The sequence below is a fragment of the Nocardioides pakistanensis genome (assembly GCF_054781215.1).
On record NZ_BAAGUV010000023.1, the window covers coordinates 212,315 to 228,112 of the forward strand.

A 15,798-nucleotide genomic window follows, 5' to 3' on the forward strand; every position below is an offset into this window, starting at 1 on the left:
CACTGCTTTGCGTGACGTCGCGGTCGTCGGGTTCGCCCAGCGGCAGATGAAGGAGTTCGAGGGCTCCCCCACCATGGTCGAGCTGCTCGTGCCGATCATCGGTGAGCTCTACGAGCAGACCGGCTGGACCAAGTCCGACATCGGCTTCTGGTGCTCGGGATCCTCCGACTACCTCGCCGGGCGGTCGTTCTCGTTCGTGTCCGCGGTCGACGCGATCGGGACCCTGCCCCCGGTCAACGAGTCCCACGTGGAGATGGACGCGGCCTGGGCGCTCTACGAGGCGTGGGTGAAGATCCAGACCGGTGAGGTCGACACGGCGCTGGTCTACGGCTTCGGCAAGTCCTCGGCCGGCCTGCTCCGCCGTACGCTCGCGCTGCAGCTCGACCCCTACGTGCTGACGCCGCTGTGGCCCGACACCGTCTCCATCGCCGCCATGCAGGCCCGGCTCGGGCTCGAGCAGGGACTGTGGGACGAGAAGGCGCTCGCCGACGTCGTCGCCCGCAGCCGGGCGTCCGCGACCGGCAACCCCTACGCCGTGCTCTCCGGCGACGTGTCGGTCGCGGACCTCCTCGCCGAGCCGATGTACGCCGACCCCCTGCGCAAGCACGACTGCGCACCGGTCGGCGACGGCGCCGCAGCGATCGTGCTGGCGGCCGGCGACCGCGCGCGGGAGGTGACCGAGCGGCCGGCCTGGATCACCGGCTTCGAGCACCGCTCGGACGTGCAGGCGCTCGGCATACGCGACCTGACCCGCTGCCCCTCCGCCGCGGCCTCGGCTGCCGCAGCAGGCGTCGAGGGCGTGGACACCGCCGAGCTCTACGCACCGTTCAGCCACCAGGAGCTGATCCTGCGCCGCGAGCTCGGCCTGGACGAGTCGGTCACGGTGAACCCCTCCGGCGGCGCCCTGTGCGCGAACCCGATGTTCTCCGCGGGCCTGGTGCGCATCGGTGAGGCGGCCACGCGGGTCATGGCCGGTACGTCGGGCAAGGCGCTCGGCCACGCGACCTCCGGGCCGGCCCTCCAGCAGAACCTCGTGTGCGTCATGGAAGGACGGAACTGATGGGCAAGCAGCTCGCCGCGGTGATCGGCGTCGGACAGACCCACCACCGGGCCAAGCGCGAGGACGTGTCCATCGCCGGACTCTGCCGGGAGGCCGTCGACCGGGCGCTCGCCGACGCGGGCCTCGGTTTCGACGACATCGACGCGGTCGTCGTGGGCAAGGCGCCCGACCTGTTCGAGGGCGTGATGATGCCCGAGCTCTACCTGGCCGAAGCGCTCGGCGCGGTCGGCAAGCCGCTGCTGCGGGTGCACACCGCCGGCTCGGTCGGCGGGTCGACCGCGATCGTGGCCAGCAGCCTGGTCCAGGCCGGGGTGCACAAGCGGGTGCTCGCGGTGACCTTCGAGAAGCAGTCGGAGTCCAACGCGATGTGGGCGCTGTCGATCCCGGTCCCGTTCGTGATGCCGGTGCACGCCGGCGCGGGCGGGTACTTCGCCCCGCACGTCCGCTCCTACATCCGCCGCTCGGGCGCACCCGAGCACGTCGGCGCCATGGTCGCGGCCAAGGACCGCCGCAACGCCTGCAAGAACCCCTACGCCCACCTGCACCAGCCGGACACCACGATGGAGTCGGTGATGGCCTCGCAGATGCTGTGGGACCCGATCCGGTACGACGAGACCTGCCCGTCCTCCGACGGCGCCTGCGCTCTGGTGATCACCGACGAGGACACCGCCGCCTCGGTCGACAACCCGGCATGGATCCACGCCACCGCGATGCGCACCGAGCCCACGACCGCCGCCGAGCGCGACCAGGTCAACCCCCGGGCCGGCCGCGAGGCAGCTGCATCGCTGTGGAAGCAGGCAGGCATCACGAGCCCGGTCGACGAGATCGACTGCGCGGAGATCTACGTGCCCTTCTCCTGGTTCGAGCCGATGTGGATCGAGAACCTCGGCTTCACCGCCGAGGGCGAGGGGTGGAAGCTGACCGAGTCCGGCGAGACCGAGATCGGCGGCAGGCTGCCGATCAACATGTCCGGGGGCGTGCTGTCCTCGAACCCGATCGGCGCCTCCGGGATGCTCCGCTTCGGCGAGGCCGCGCTGCAGGTGATGGGCGAGGCCGGCGAGCACCAGGTCGACGGGGCGCGCAAGGCACTCGGTCACGCCTACGGCGGCGGCTCGCAGTTCTTCGCGATGTGGGTGGTCGGGGCCGACAAGCCCACCAGCTGAGCGCCCACACGCGCCCACCCGCATCCAGCCGTCCGCCGGTCCCGGTCATCCCGGGGCCGGCGGCTCGGTCGTCACGGCCGTTCATCTGAGCTGTTGTGACGCTCCTGTGCGCGATCTCGCTGTCACGACAGGTCACCTGAACGATTGTGACGTCGCAGCAGGGACTGCAGCCGGCCCTTCGCGCCACGAGTCGACCGACCCGCTCCACACGACAGCCCCGGCGAGCAGTGCTGGCCGGGGCTGTCGGGGTGTGCGGGACTACTTGTAGTTGACCTGGAGCTCCTTGATGCCGTTGATCCAGGCCGAGCGCAGCCGGCGCGGCTCGCCGGCCTTGGAGATGTCCGGGGTGATGTCGGCCAGCGCGTTGAAGATCAGGTTCACCTCGAGGCGGGCGAGGTTGGCGCCGATGCAGTAGTGCGCGCCGTGGCCGCCGAAGGCGACGTGCGGGTTCGGGTTCCGCATGATGTTGAAGGTGTGCGGGTCCTCGAACACGTCGGTGTCGAAGTTGGCCGAGGCGTAGAACAGCCCGACCCGCTCCCCCTTCTTCACCTGCACGCCGCCCACGTCGAGGTCCTTCAGCGCGGTGCGCTGGAAGACCGTCACCGGGGTCGCCCAGCGGATGATCTCGTCAGCGGCGGTCTCGGGACGCTGGCTCTTGAAGAGGTCCCACTGCTCGGGGTTGTCGAAGAACGCGTTCATGCCGTGCGTGATCGCGTTTCGGGTGGTCTCGTTGCCGGCGACGGCGAGCAGGATCACGAAGAAGCCGAACTCGTCGTTGGTCAGCTGACCCTCCTCACTGACCTGCACCAGCTTGGTGACGATGTCGTCGCGCGGGTTGGCCTTGCGATCCTCGGCCAGGGCGGCCGCGTAGGTCAGCAGCTCGATGGAGGCGAGCTCGGGGTCGACGTCGTACTCCGGGTCGTCGTAGGCCAGCATCTGGTTCGACCAGTCGAACAGCTTGCGGCGGTCCTCCTGCGGTACACCGAGCAGGTCGGCGATCGCCTGGAGCGGCAGCTCGGCTGCCACGTCCTCGACGAAGTCACCCGAACCCTTCTCCCGCGCGTCCCGCACGATCCGCTCCGCACGCTCCTTGAGGGCGTCGTGCAGCCCGCCGATCGCCCGGGGCGTGAACCCGCGCGAGATGATCCCGCGCAGCTGGGTGTGGTCCGGCGGGTCCTGGTTGATCAGGATCAGCCGCTGGGCCTCGATCTGCTCGCGCGTCATGTTCTCGGCGAAGCGGATGATCGCGGTGTTCTCCCACGTGGAGAAGTCGGTGCTGTTGCGCGAGACCTCCTTCACGTGCTCGTGCTTGCTCAGCGCCCAGTAGCCCGGGCCGCCGTTCATGCCGGCGCGGGCCGACTCCTCCTGCTCGACCCAGAAGACCGGGGCGGTCTTGCGGAGAGCAGCGAACTCCTCATGGGGGACCCGCTCCTCGATCAGGGCGGGTTCGGTGGGATCGAATCCCTTGGGAACAGCTGGCGAGCTCACGCGACGACCTCCGAGGGCGATATGGAACACGTTCTACTTGAGTCTGGCACAGGCGGGCCCGAGTGGGAACCCCCGAAAGTCGCGGATTTCCGGCGCGCGCCGCGCGCGCAGCGAGCCGGGTCACCTTGCTGTCAGGCGAGAACGTGTTCTACTTTGGGAGCGTCGGCGCCAGTGCCGCACCGAACCGTGCGAGGAGCATGTCATGGGTAACCCCGTCATCGTCGAGGCCGTCCGTACCCCGCTGGGCAAGCGGCGGGGCTGGTTGGCCGGTCTGCACGCCGCCGAGCTGCTCGGCGCAGCGCAGAAGGCCGTCATCGACCGGTCCGGGATCGACCCCGCCCTGGTCGAGCAGGTGATCGGCGGCTGTGTGACCCAGGCCGGGGAGCAGTCCGGCGACATCGCCCGCCGCGCCTGGCTGCACGCCGGACTCCCCCAGACCACCGGCGCCACCACCATCGACGCCCAGTGCAGCTCCGCCCAACAGTCCACCCACCTGATCGCCGCCCTGATCCACGCCGGCGTGATCGAGACCGGCATCGCCTGCGGGATCGAGTCGATGAGCCGGATCGGGCTCGGCGCGAACATCACCCCCGGCACCGGCACCCCCCGCCCGGCCTCCTGGACCATCGACATGCCCAACCAGTTCGAGGGCGCGGACCGGATCGCCCGCAACCGCGGCCTGACCCGCGAAGACCTCGACAGCTTCGGGCTGGCCTCGCAAGCCAAGGCCCGGGTCGCGGTCGACGAGGGCCGCTTCAAACGCGAGATCACCCCCGTCCAGGCACCCGTCCTCGACGCCGACGGCAACCCCACCGGCGACACCCGGCTGGTCGAGACCGACCAGGGCCTGCGCGACACCACCCTCGAGGGCCTCGCCGGCCTCAAGCCCGTCCTCGACGGCGGCCTGCACACCGCCGGCACCTCCTCCCAGATCAGCGACGGCGCCTCCGCGGTGCTGCTCATGGACGAAGACCGCGCCCGCGCCCTCGGACTCACCCCCCGCGCCCGGATCACCCACCAGTGCCTGGTCGGCGCCGACCCCTACTACCACCTCGACGGCCCCGTCCAAGCCACCGAACGACTCCTTCAGCGCAGCGGCCGCACGATGAACGACCTCGACCTGTTCGAGGTCAACGAAGCCTTCGCCGCCGTCGTCATGTCCTGGGCCCAGGTCCACCAACCCGACCCCGACCACGTCAACGTCAACGGCGGCGCCATCGCCCTCGGCCACCCCGTCGGCTCCACCGGCACCCGCCTGATCACCACCGCACTCCACGAGCTCGAACGCCGCGACGCCACCACCGCCCTGATCACCATGTGCGCAGGCGGCGCCATGGCCTCCGGCACCATCATCGAAAGGATCTGAGCCCGAGGCGAGCCTGGAGCAATCGCCCGAGCCGGGGCCGGGCGACGTGCTCGCAGGTCATGCCCGCATGCAAGGATTCGAGACATGGGCGACGCACAGCACCACTCGCCGGTCTCGACGGCGGAGTTCAGCGACTTCGTGGCCGACCTCGACTACCCGCTCTTCGTGGTGACCACCCAGCACGCCGGAGAACGGTCCGGCTGCCTGGTCGGGTTCGCCAGCCAGGTCAGCATCGACCCGCCCCGCATGCTGGTGTGCATCTCCGACAAGAACCACACCCACGCCCTGGCCCAGCACGCCGAGGTGGTCGCCGTACACGTGCTCTCCCCCGGACAGCACGAGCTGGCCGAGCTCTTCGGCGAGGAGACCGGCGACCGCACCGACAAGTTCGCGCACTGCTCCTGGCACCCGGGCCCGGGCGAGGTCCCGGTGCTCGACGACGCGGCCCGGCACATGGTGGGCAGGGTTCTCGAGCGCGTGCCCTTCGGCGACCACCTCGGCCTGTTGCTCGCTCCGGTCGAGGTCGGCGTCCACGACGCACCGGTCGCGTTCACGCTGCGCGATGCCGCTGACATCGAGCCGGGCCACGACGCCTAGCCTGGGTGGAGACCACACCAAGGAGGACAAGATGATCGTCTGCACCACGCTGGGACCCGGTGGGACCGTCGGAGGAGGCCTCGGGAAGGCCGCCCAGGTGGCGGTCGCGACCGTCGACGAGGGTCAGGTCGCGTCGTGGGACGAGCACGAGGTCTCCTGGGACCGCCTGCACGACGAGGGAACCGAGGGATCTCATCACGCGCGGATCGTGAAGTTCCTCCGCGAGAACGACGTGCAGCTCGTGGTCGCCCGCGGGATCGGCCCGAGCATGCAGAACACGCTCGGCAAGATGGGTATCCGGTTCGTGCTCGGCGTGGAGGGCGACGCCCGGAAGGCCGTGGTCGACGCCGCCGAGCGTCAGTAGCAGCTACAGCGAGCGCACCGCGGCAAGTGCCTGCTCGACGACGTCCGCCAGCGGTGCTGCGACGTCCACCCGGACGCCACGCTCGTCGGGCTCCAGCGGCTCGAGCGTCTCGAACTGAGACTGCAGCAGGGATGCCGGCATGAAGTGCCGCTGCCGCCGCGCCATCCGCGCGTGCAGCACGTCGAAGTCGGCGGCCAGGTGCACGAAGTACACCGAGTCGGTCGGCACGTTGCCGCGCAGGATGTCGCGGTAGCTGCGACGCAGCGCCGAACAGGTGAGCACCGACGACCTGCCTGCGGCATGGTCTCGGGCGAGCAGCCCGGCAAGGGACTCCAGCCAGGGCCGCCGGTCGTCGTCGTCGAGGGGTACGCCGGCCGCCATCTTGTCGATGTTGCGAGGAGGGTGATGGTCGTCCCCTTCCTCGAACGGCCAGCCGAGCTCCTGGGCGAGGCGTCGCGCGACCGAGGTCTTCCCGGTCGCGGAGACGCCCATGACCACGACGTGCAACGGCCCTCGGGTCATCTCAGCCGACCGCGCCGAACAGGTCGGCGACCAGCCAGAGCACGACTGCCACCCCGAAGGCGCTCAAGCCCAGCGTGGTCTCCATGACGGTCCAGGTCTTCAGCGTGGTCTTCTCGTCCATCCCGAAGAACCTGCTGACCAGCCAGAACCCCGAGTCGTTGACGTGCGACAGCACGGTGGCACCCGCCGCGATGGCGACCACGAGCAGGGCGAGCTTGAAGTCCCCGAGGTCGGCAGCGATGGCGTCGGTCGCGATCAGCCCCGCGGTCGTGGTCAGGGCGACCGTCGCCGAGCCCTGGGCGACCCGGAGCGCGGTGGCGATCAGGAACGCCTGCAGCAGCAGCGGCAGCCCCACGTCCGACAGTGAGGACGTCAGCGCCTCGCCGATGCCGCTGGTGCGCAGCACGCCGCCGAACATGCCGCCGGCGCCGGTGATCAGCACGATCGAGGCGATCGGAGCCAGCGCCTGGTCGAGGATCGCGGTGGTCTCCGAGAAGGGTCGGTCCCGGCGCCCGAGGACGACGACCGCGACGAGCAGCGTGAGCAGCAGGGCGACCGGGGTGTTGCCGACGAGCTGGAGGATCTCGACCCAGGTGGTGCCCTCCGCGAGCGCGCCGGTGGTGACCAGCGTGCTCAGCACGGTGTTGAAGGCGATCAGCACGAGCGGCAGGAGCAGGATCCCGAGCACCGTAGCGAAGCTCGGGGCGTTGGTCCGCTCCAGCGTCCTCGTGGCCATACCGTCGGCCGCCACGCCCCCGCCGACACCGGCATCGGTGCTCCCGCCGCCGTTGACCTCGCCGAACAGCAGGTCCGAGACCGGCACGTGGACCCGGGCGCCGAGCGCCCGCGACACGAGGTAGACGCCGACGTACCAGGAGACGAGCGCGACCGGCAGCCCGACGAGCAGCACGACGCCGATGTCCGCCTCGATCGCCTCCCCCGCGGCCACCGGCCCCGGGTGCGGCGGGACCAGGGCGTGCATGGCCGCGAAGGCGCCGGCCGCAGGAAGGGCGTAGTAGAGCACCGACCCACCGAAACGGCGGGCCACGGTGAGGATGATCGGCAGGAAGACGACGAGGCCGGCGTCGAAGAAGATCGGGAAGCCGAACATCAGCGCGGCGATCCCGAGGGCGAGCGGCGCCCGCCGCTCACCGAACCTGGTGACCAGCGTGTCGGCGAGCACCTGCGCACCACCGGTGACCTCCAGCATCCGGCCCAGCATGACGCCGAACCCGACCAGCAAGGCGACCGAGGCGAGAGTGCCGCCGAAGCCCGAGAGCAGGGCCGCCGGGACGTCCGTGGGCGGGATCCCCGCCACCACGGCGGTCAGCAGGCTGACCAGAACCAGCGAGACAAACGCGTGCAGCTTCACCTTCATGATGAGCACGAGCAGCAGCGCGACCGCGCCGAGCGCGATCAGCAGGAGCGTCGCCGTGCCGTGGACGGGCGTGATGGGGTCCATGGTGCCTCCCGAGAGCGGACATGACTCAGCCACTGTGGGTGGTTCGTCCTGCTTTGACAAACCGCTGGGCTCCCCGGGCGCTCGTCGTACGCTTGGATCGCTACCCCTGGGGGTATCGCTGTCGACACCGGCCGGCACGGTGCGTCCCGTCACTGGGAGGTCGGTCCCAGCTGGAACCGCTGGCCATCAGACCCGGCAGCTCTCCGGAAGCTTCCAGTCCTGCTCTGGCCCGTACACGTGGCCATGTCCCGGAGGTGGACCGAGCGAGGCCAGGAGGTCGAGCGTGACCCCCAGGTAGCTGACGCCCGGCAGCCACACCGGGGCCGGCCAGGTCCCAGGCTGCCGCACGAGCAGCTCCGGTCGCCAGAACACGACCGGGTCGTCGCTGTTGCCGTGGACCTGCTCTGCCGGGGAGGCAGCGGAGACACCCCCCGGCACCCCGGCCCACACCGCCCCGCACACCTCCTCGCCGACGGAGCCTTCCTTCCTCAGGAGCGTGCGCCCCACCAAGGCGCCGAGACTCTCCCCGAGGAGGTACACCCGTGGCCGCTCCGACTCCGGCATCGCGCGCACGCGTGCGGTGACGGCCTCGAGCACCGCTCCTGCGGCTGCCTCGTGGTCGGCGCGGCGGAGCACGAGCTCGACCCAGCTGGGAGCGGAGCCGCCCTGCACCGCGACCGTGGCCAGGTCGCCTCCCGTCGCAGCCTCCAGGCCCGCGACCGCCTCCGGGTTGACCCACCCGCTGCCGGTCGGCACGGCGACGAGCACTGCCCGCCGATCCAGTCCTCCGGCCTGCTCGAGGCGCTCCACCGCGAGCGCGGCCCGCTTCCCCGGAGTGGCTGCCTCGTCCAGCCCCACGTAGACGCGCACGCCGGCCCCAACCGGCTTTTCCTCGGCCATCCCGATGTCACCCGACGAGGCAGGCAGCAGCCAACGGTCGACCCCCTGCAGCTGCGTCATCCCCACGACGAGGGCGAGCAGTACGGCGACGGCGGAGCGTGCCCGTCCGCGGCGACCGGGCGCGGCGGTCAGGGCACGCCGCAGCATGCCGCCGACGGCGACGGGCACCAGGCAGACGAGCAGTCCGACACCCGCGGCCACCGCCCAGTACGTCGGCGTCGGTGCACTCAGACCGGTCACCTGGCGCGCCCGACCCAGGACGCCGTCGGCCCACACAGTCAGGACCATCACGACCCCGGCACCGAGCAGGAGCGCCCACCACCCGCTGTGTCGTGCCGGCTGCCGCCCTCGACCCACAAGCGCACGGGTGAGCAGCGTGTCGACGAGCAAACCGAGCCCGAGCAGGACACCGGTCAGGAGTCCCTGGAGGACGGCCGGACGCGGCAGCACCGACGGGGCCAGGGACGCCCCGACGGCGAGCGACACCACCACGACGGTGGACGCGCGCGGACGGACGGTGGCTGACACCGGTCCCGGCGCCGGGCTCACGACCACGCCGCTCTGCCGAAGGCGAGCAGGGAGAGCCCGGAGAAGGCGACCGCGAGGCTGCCGAGCAGGCCCGCCGCCGACTCCTCCGGGACACCGTCCCCCTGACGCACCGAGTTCAGGCGGACGGCTGCCGAGGCGGTCCCTGCCGCGCTGAGGCACCGCAGCCGTGCCGACCCCGTCAGCTCGGCCACGCAGACCTGGCGCAGCTGCGCAGCCATCCGGGCGTCGATCGCCGGCCGGGCCCACCCCGGCAGGGTGAGGTCCCGGCGGTCGGCGTAGCGCAGCAGGTCGTAGCCGAAGTCGTGCTCGGCGCACACCGGGGTGAAGGCCCCGGGCAGCGGTACGACGCTCGAGCAGGACCCCTCAAGGTCGACCAGCCGCCCCCTGCGCCCGAGCGGCCTATAGCCCATCACCTCCTCGAAGTCCGCCGGGACCAGGGATCGCGCCGCGGCGGCGCGGCCGTCCGTGAGCGCCCGCACCGCCCCTGCGACCGAGGTCGACGAGGACGCCGGCGCCGGGCCGGAGGAGGCACGGCTCAGGACGCCGCCGGTCAGCATCGCCAGCATCAGCACCGTGAGCACCAGAAGGGTCGATCGCCATCTCATGGCATCGACGCTCGGCGTCGCGGGCGCCCGGGCGGATCGCTCGCCGGTCTCGACCCGGTCCCTGTCCCGAAGGTCCCTGCACACCCAGGCGGTACCGCGGATCGAGCTCGGTCTGCTACTCAGGTATGACGCCGGCCACGCCCGTCGCGCATACGCTCGGGTTCATGGCACAACGACGGCGATCCCCTTTGCGCCGCATCCGGGCGTCGGTGGCAGCCGTGCCCAGGGGGGCCGCCAGATTGGTGCCCAGGAGCCCGCGCGGCTGGGACGTGCTCGCCACGATCGCCGTGCTGGCTGCGTTCGCGATCACCTGGCCGACGCTGTTCGTCACGCACCAGGTGGCCGACTCCATCGCCCCTCTCGTCGCGGCCGCCGGGGCGGCACCGCTGGTGCTGCTGCGGACCCAGCCGTTCGCGGGCTGGGCGAGCAGCGCCGTGGTCGCCCTCATGGTCGCGATCTCGCTGGAGCCCTTGCCGGAGTACGGGTTCCCGTGGCCGGTCCCCCACTTCCTGGTCCTGCTGGCGCTGCTGGTCGCCGTGGCACTGCGCGCCTCCGCGCGCGAGATCGGGATCATGTGGGCGGGGACCACCGCGCTCTTCCTGGTCTTCATGCCCGGCGACCTACGGGCCGGGTGGGCGGTCGGCGGGACCATGCTGACCGTCGTCGCGCTGCTGGTGCGCTGGCTGGTGCTGTCCCGCCGGGAGCTCGCCCGACAGGAGCAGGTCAGCGAGCTCGAACGGGCCCGGCGGGCGGTTCTGGAGGAGCGCAGCCGCATCGCCCGCGACCTCCACGACGTGGTCGCCCACAGCATGTCCCTGGTCGTTGTCCAGGCGCAAGAGCGCCCCGCAGCGCCTGGGTGGCGTCACTCCCGCCGTGCAGCGAGAGTTCGACTCCATCGGCGAGCAGGCTCGTCAGGCCCTCAACGAGGTCCGCGGCATGCTCGGTGTGTTGCGCAGCGACGGCCAGCTCGCCGAGGCGCTTCCCCAACCTGGGCTGGAGCAGGTGGAGCCCCTGCTGCGTGAGGCCCGGGCCGCAGGGATGGACCTGTCCTGGGACATCTCCGGCTCGCCCGCGGACTGCGGACCGGCCTCGGCGATGGTCGTGGTGCGCGTGATCCAGGAGTCGTTGGCCAACGCCACCCGGCACGCTCCCGGGGCAGCGGTCTCGGTCGAGCTGACGTACACGGCCGAGGCCGTGGGGGTGGTGGTCTCGAACGGCCGGCCCACGGTACGGGGCGGGGAGCAGGGGCCCGCAAGCGCCGCCTCTCCACACGGCGGCGCCGGCATCGTCGGGATGAGGGCGAGGGTGCACGCCCTCGGAGGTGCCCTGACAGCCGAACCGCAGCCCGGCGGAGGGTTCGTCGTCCGGGCCGAGGTGCCCAAGACGGCACGTGTCGCGACGACCCCGGACGCGGCACGGTCCTAGGCTGGCACCGTGCCGACCAGGGTCTTCATCGCCGACGACCAGGCGATGGTTCGCGAGGGCTTCCGAGCCCTGCTGTCGGCCGACCCCGACCTCGTGGTGGTCGGCGACGCCGCCGACGGCGCGGCCGCCGTCCGCGAGGTGGTGCGGCTGCGCCCGGACGTGGTGCTGCTCGACGTCCGCATGCCCGAGATGAACGGCCTCGACGCCACCGCGGAGATCATGCGCAGGCGCCTCGACCCCGCGCCGCGGATCCTGATGTTGACCACCTTCGACGTCGACGACTACGTCTTCGAGGCGCTCCGGGCGGGAGCGAGCGGTTTCATGCTCAAGGACGCCCCGGCCGCCGAGCTGGTCCGGGCGGTCCACGTCGTTGCCGCGGGCGACGCTCTGCTCGCTCCTCCGATCACCCGCAGGCTGATCGAGGACGCCGTACGCCGGCGGGCGCCGGTCCGTCCCGACGACGCCGGTCTGCGCAACCTCACCCCCCGGGAGCGCGAGGTGCTCGAGCTCGTCGCGACCGGCATGTCCAACGCGGAGATCGCCGCCGCGCTCTTCCTGGCAGAACAGACGGTGAAGACACACGTGGGCAAGGTGCTGGCCAAGCTGCAGCTGCGCGACCGGGCGCAGGCCGTCGTGTTCGCCTACGAGTCGGGCGTCGTCAGCCCCAGGTGACGGGTCAGCCGGCGATGTCGCGGGCTGCGTCGGTGCGGGCGTACTGCCCCCGGTAGAACAGCAGCGGATGCGGCGCGTCCTCGACGCCGAGGTCCATCACCCGGCCGATCACGACGTAGTGGTCGCCCGCCTCGTGGACGGCGTAGATCGTGCAGTCCACCCAGCCGAGCACCCCGTCGAGCAGCGGCGCCCCGGTGGCCGAGGGCCGCCAGGAGACACCGGCGAACTTGTCGGCGCCCTTGCGGGCGAAGGCGTTGGACAGCTCGAGCTGGTCGTGGGAGAGCAGGTTCACGCAGAAGTGGCCGGCCCGTTGCATCTGCGGCCACGCGCGCGAGCTCTTCGCCGGGCAGAACAGCACCAGCGGTGGGTCGAGGGAGACCGAGCTGAACGACTGGCAGGTCATCCCGACCGGCTCGCCGTTGCTCATGCTCGTCACCACGGTGACCCCGGTGCAGAACCGGCCGAGCACGTCGCGGAACTTGCGGGCGCTCTGCTCGGCATCGGGGTCGTCGTCGGGCACGCGGACCGATCGGTCCTCCAGGTCGAAGTCGAACTGACCGAGCCACGAGTCGATCAGCTCCTGGCTCGGCCAGGACTCCCGTGCGTCCGGCTTCATGCCGGCGGGCAGCTCACTGATGTCCGACACTGAAGTCATGCCCCCAGTAGCTGACCGCGGTGCTCTCGCGCGCGATCCACTTCTCGTCGTCGACGGTGAGGCCCTCGGTGCCGTACTCCACGTCGAAGCCGCCGGGTGACTTGACGTAGAAGGACACCATCTGGTCGTTCATGTGGCGACCGAGCGTCGCGCTCAGCGGCACCTTGTGCTTGCGCACCCGCTCCAGCGCCCGGCCCACGTCGTCGAGCTTGTCGACCTCGACCATGATGTGCACGCACTTGGCGGGGTTGGGCATCGGCAGGAACGCGAGGCTGTGGTGCCGCGGGTTGCAGCCGAGGAACCGCAGCCAGGCGGTGGATCCCGGCTCCTTGCCCACGAACTCCCCCGGCATCCGCATCGAGTCGCGCAGCCGGAAGCCGAGGACGTCGGTGTAGAAGCGCAGCGCCTCCTCGTCGTCGGCCACCGGGAGGACGATGTGGCCCAGGCCCTGCTCACCGGTGACGAACGTGTTCGCGTACGGGGTGACCAGCGGGCGGGCTTCGTAGGTGGCCCCGTGGAAGAGCTCGAAGACGTTCTCGAACGGGTCCTCGAACCGGATCATCCCCTCGACCCGGCGCTCGGCGAGCTCGTCGGCGGTCGCTTCCTCGACCTCCACGCCGTGATGCTTGAGGTGGTCCACGGCGGCGGAGAGCGCGCGATGGTCGGCGACCTCCCAGCCGGTGCAGCCCATCCGGTCCTGCTCGGAGGGGACGACCACGATCCGTGAGGACATCTCGTCCATCCGGAAGTACAGGTGGTCGGGGTTCGGGCCGCGGGCCTCCACCAGACCGAGCACCTTGCCGGCGAAGTGCCGCCACTGCTCGAGGTCGGTGCTCTCGACCCTGACGTAGCCGAGGGTGCGAATGTCGATCACGGGGGTCTCCTGGTCAGTCGTGGGTGCGGGGCTTCTCGTGGTGCAGGGCGAGGTAGCCGGAGGCGACGGCGAAGAACTCCTCGGCCGCCTCGATCTGGGCCCAGTGGCCGCAGTTGGGGAAGACGTGCAACGACGCCTTGGGGATCAGCTTCAGCGCGGCCAGCGCCCCGTCGAGCGGGTTCACCCGGTCCTCGCGCCCCCAGGTGAGCAGCACCGGGTGCCGAAGCTTGTAGGCCTCGCGCCAGAGGAAGCCCTCCTCGAAGGTCTCGGGCTTGGCGAAGGAGGCGCCCATCGAGGCCATCGCCTCCGCCACGCCGGGTGCGGTCGCCGACGCGAAACGCTCCTCGACGAGCTCGTCGGTGACCAGCGACTGGTCGGCGACCATCGTGCTGATGAACGCGGCCATCTTCTCCTTCGACGGGCCCGGCGGTGCGCCGAACTCGTAGAGCCGCTTGATGCCCTCGGTGGGATCCGGCGCGAAGAGGTTGAGGCTGAGACCGCCGGGTCCCATCAGGATCAGCCGGCCGACTCGCCTGGGGTACTTCAACGCGAACCGGACCGCGGTCCCGCCGCCGAGCGAGTTGCCGAGCAGGTGGACCTTCTCGATGCCCAGCTCGTCGAGCAGCGCCGCGAGCTTGTCGGCCGCGAAGGTGAAGAAGTGCCCCTCGACCTCGGGCTTGTCGGACTCGCCGAACCCTGGCTGGTCGACCAACAGGGTCCGGAACAGGCCCGCGAACGGCTCGAGCGAGGATCCGAAGTTGCTCCAGGCCGAGGCGCCTGGCCCACCGCCGTGCAGCATCACCAGCGGCAGTCCGCCGCCGGTCTCGGTGGCGGCGCCCGCCTCGTGGTAGTGCAGGGTCAGGTCACCGGCCTTGGCGAACCGGCTGGTGGACTCCCGCGTCAGGTCACCCATGCTCAGTACATCCCCGGGTCGATCTTCTGGCCGAACTCGACGGCGCCGTACATCACCAGCGCCCGCTCGGGGTCGTTGGCGGCGTGCACCCGCCCCGCGTGCGCGTCGCGCCAGGCGCGCTGCAGGTAGGTGCCCTCCGCCAGCGCCCGCCCGCCGGAGGCCTCGAACAGGGTGTCGATCGCACCCACGGCGCGCTCGGTGCCGATCACCTGGTCGCGGCGCACCTTGAGCCGCACGTTGAGCGGGATCTTCTCTCCCGCGGCGACGAGCTGCTGCATCTCGCGGATGTTGTTCATCAGCAACGCCCAGGCGGCGTCGATCTCGCTGGCGGCACGGGCGATCCGGACGCTCGCGAACGGGTCGTTGACCGCCTTCTCGGCGATGTACGCCGCCCGCACCCGCTTGCGCTGCATCTCCACGTGCTCGTCGTAGGCCCCGGACGCCATGCCCACGATCGGCGCGGTGATCGTCGAGGTGAAGATCGAGTGGAAGGGCAGCTTGTAGAGGTCGGAGGTGTTCTGCTCCTGGCCCGGCCCGAAGCAGCGACCCGTGTCGCCCATGCTCAGCGTGAACTCCTCGGGCACGAACACGTCGTCGACGACGATGTCGTTGGAGCCGGTGCCGCGCAGGCCGACCACGTTCCAGACGTCCTCGATCGTGTAGTCCGACCGGGGCACCATGAACGTCTTGAAGTCGACGACCTGCCCCTCGGCGTTGGACACCAGGCCGCCGAGCAGCACCCAGCTGGCGTGGTCGCAGCCGGAGGAGAAGCTCCACCGCCCGCTGAGCTGATATCCGCTGTCGGTGAGCACGGCCTTCCCGGTGGGGGCGTACGACGAGGACAGCCGGGTGCTCGTGTCCTCGCCCCAGACCGCCTGCTGGGCCTTGTCGTGGAACAGCGCCACCTGCCAGGGGTGGACACCCAGCACCGAGGAGACCCAGCCCGTCGAGCCGCAGGCGCTCGCGATCATCCGCACCGCGGTGTAGAAGTCGACCGGGTCGCTCTCGAGTCCGTCGAACCGGCGCGGCTGGAGCATCCGGAAGAACCCGCTCGCCTCGAGGTCCTTGATCGAGGACTCCGGCACGACACGCAGCCGCTCGGCCTCGTCGGCGCGCTCACGGAACTGCGGCAACAGGTCACGCACCGCGTCGAGGACTGCCTTCGACATCTGCTACTCCCAAG

Annotated in this window: 17 protein-coding genes; 8 read left to right on the plus strand and 9 right to left on the minus strand. The window is 71.0% G+C overall.

Annotated elements, in window-relative coordinates:
* Positions 1-7: 7 nt before the first annotated feature.
* Entirely contained in the window at positions 8-1,060 is a 1,053-nt protein-coding gene (locus ACYVIH_RS10665) for a thiolase domain-containing protein (RefSeq protein WP_460869061.1), read from the plus strand.
* Complete coding sequence (locus ACYVIH_RS10670) at positions 1,060-2,223, plus strand: thiolase domain-containing protein (RefSeq protein WP_460869063.1); 1,164 nt, start codon at positions 1,060-1,062, stop codon at positions 2,221-2,223. The genes ACYVIH_RS10665 and ACYVIH_RS10670 overlap by 1 nt, the downstream gene beginning before the upstream one ends.
* Before the next feature lie 258 nt (positions 2,224-2,481).
* On the opposite strand, the gene ACYVIH_RS10675 is transcribed toward ACYVIH_RS10670, so the two are convergent.
* On the minus strand, positions 2,482-3,711 hold the full coding sequence (locus ACYVIH_RS10675) for a cytochrome P450 (RefSeq protein WP_460869066.1): 1,230 nt from the start codon (positions 3,709-3,711) through the stop codon (positions 2,482-2,484).
* Positions 3,712-3,913: 202 nt separating this feature from the next.
* Here ACYVIH_RS10675 and ACYVIH_RS10680 point away from each other — a divergent pair, with 202 nt between their 5' ends.
* From ACYVIH_RS10680 to ACYVIH_RS10690, 3 genes are all read left to right on the plus strand, one after another.
* A complete protein-coding gene (locus ACYVIH_RS10680) occupies positions 3,914-5,077 on the plus strand; it encodes a steroid 3-ketoacyl-CoA thiolase (protein ID WP_460869068.1) in 1,164 nt (387 codons plus the stop codon).
* A gap of 84 nt (positions 5,078-5,161) precedes the next feature.
* Complete coding sequence (locus tag ACYVIH_RS10685; RefSeq protein ID WP_460869070.1) at positions 5,162-5,674, plus strand: flavin reductase family protein; 513 nt, start codon at positions 5,162-5,164, stop codon at positions 5,672-5,674.
* 31 nt (positions 5,675-5,705) lie between these two features.
* Positions 5,706-6,038, plus strand: coding sequence for a NifB/NifX family molybdenum-iron cluster-binding protein (locus ACYVIH_RS10690; RefSeq protein ID WP_460869072.1), 333 nt, complete (start codon positions 5,706-5,708; stop codon positions 6,036-6,038).
* Positions 6,039-6,041: 3 nt separating this feature from the next.
* On the opposite strand, the gene ACYVIH_RS10695 is transcribed toward ACYVIH_RS10690, so the two are convergent.
* The 4 genes from ACYVIH_RS10695 to ACYVIH_RS10710 all read right to left on the minus strand — a co-directional run bounded on the left by ACYVIH_RS10695 (position 6,042) and on the right by ACYVIH_RS10710 (position 10,076).
* Positions 6,042-6,560: a gluconokinase gene (locus ACYVIH_RS10695; RefSeq protein WP_460869075.1), complete on the minus strand. Its 519-nt coding sequence runs from the start codon at positions 6,558-6,560 to the stop codon at positions 6,042-6,044.
* Position 6,561: 1 nt separating this feature from the next.
* A complete protein-coding gene (locus ACYVIH_RS10700; RefSeq protein ID WP_460869077.1) occupies positions 6,562-8,022 on the minus strand; it encodes a GntP family permease in 1,461 nt (486 codons plus the stop codon).
* 186 nt (positions 8,023-8,208) lie between these two features.
* Complete coding sequence (locus tag ACYVIH_RS10705) at positions 8,209-9,450, minus strand: alpha/beta-hydrolase family protein (RefSeq protein ID WP_460869079.1); 1,242 nt, start codon at positions 9,448-9,450, stop codon at positions 8,209-8,211.
* Positions 9,451-9,467: 17 nt separating this feature from the next.
* Positions 9,468-10,076, minus strand: coding sequence for a hypothetical protein (locus ACYVIH_RS10710; protein ID WP_460869081.1), 609 nt, complete (start codon positions 10,074-10,076; stop codon positions 9,468-9,470).
* A gap of 242 nt (positions 10,077-10,318) precedes the next feature.
* Here ACYVIH_RS10710 and ACYVIH_RS10715 point away from each other — a divergent pair, with 242 nt between their 5' ends.
* Genes ACYVIH_RS10715 through ACYVIH_RS10725 form a run of 3 tightly spaced genes read left to right on the plus strand, consistent with a single transcriptional unit; the run spans position 10,319 to position 12,173 of the window.
* Entirely contained in the window at positions 10,319-11,098 is a 780-nt protein-coding gene (locus tag ACYVIH_RS10715; RefSeq protein ID WP_460869083.1) for a histidine kinase, read from the plus strand.
* On the plus strand, positions 11,079-11,501 hold the full coding sequence (locus tag ACYVIH_RS10720; RefSeq protein WP_460869085.1) for a sensor histidine kinase: 423 nt from the start codon (positions 11,079-11,081) through the stop codon (positions 11,499-11,501). Before ACYVIH_RS10715 ends, ACYVIH_RS10720 begins: the two co-directional genes overlap by 20 nt.
* A 9-nt stretch (positions 11,502-11,510) precedes the next feature.
* Entirely contained in the window at positions 11,511-12,173 is a 663-nt protein-coding gene (locus ACYVIH_RS10725; protein ID WP_460869087.1) for a response regulator, read from the plus strand.
* 4 nt (positions 12,174-12,177) lie between these two features.
* Here ACYVIH_RS10725 and hsaB read toward each other — a convergent pair whose 3' ends face one another.
* Genes hsaB through hsaA form a run of 4 tightly spaced genes read right to left on the minus strand, consistent with a single transcriptional unit; the run spans position 12,178 to position 15,784 of the window.
* On the minus strand, positions 12,178-12,828 hold the full coding sequence (hsaB, locus tag ACYVIH_RS10730; RefSeq protein WP_460869089.1) for a 3-hydroxy-9,10-secoandrosta-1,3,5(10)-triene-9,17-dione monooxygenase reductase subunit: 651 nt from the start codon (positions 12,826-12,828) through the stop codon (positions 12,178-12,180).
* Positions 12,803-13,702: an iron-dependent extradiol dioxygenase HsaC gene (gene hsaC, locus ACYVIH_RS10735; protein ID WP_460869091.1), complete on the minus strand. Its 900-nt coding sequence runs from the start codon at positions 13,700-13,702 to the stop codon at positions 12,803-12,805. The genes hsaB and hsaC overlap by 26 nt, the downstream gene beginning before the upstream one ends.
* Before the next feature lie 13 nt (positions 13,703-13,715).
* Positions 13,716-14,615, minus strand: a complete 900-nt coding sequence (gene hsaD / locus ACYVIH_RS10740) for a 4,5:9,10-diseco-3-hydroxy-5,9,17-trioxoandrosta-1(10),2-diene-4-oate hydrolase (protein ID WP_460869093.1) — start codon at positions 14,613-14,615, stop codon at positions 13,716-13,718.
* Between the two features lie 2 nt (positions 14,616-14,617).
* Positions 14,618-15,784, minus strand: coding sequence for a 3-hydroxy-9,10-secoandrosta-1,3,5(10)-triene-9,17-dione monooxygenase oxygenase subunit (hsaA, locus tag ACYVIH_RS10745; protein WP_460869095.1), 1,167 nt, complete (start codon positions 15,782-15,784; stop codon positions 14,618-14,620).
* Between the last annotated feature and the right edge of the window lie 14 nt (positions 15,785-15,798).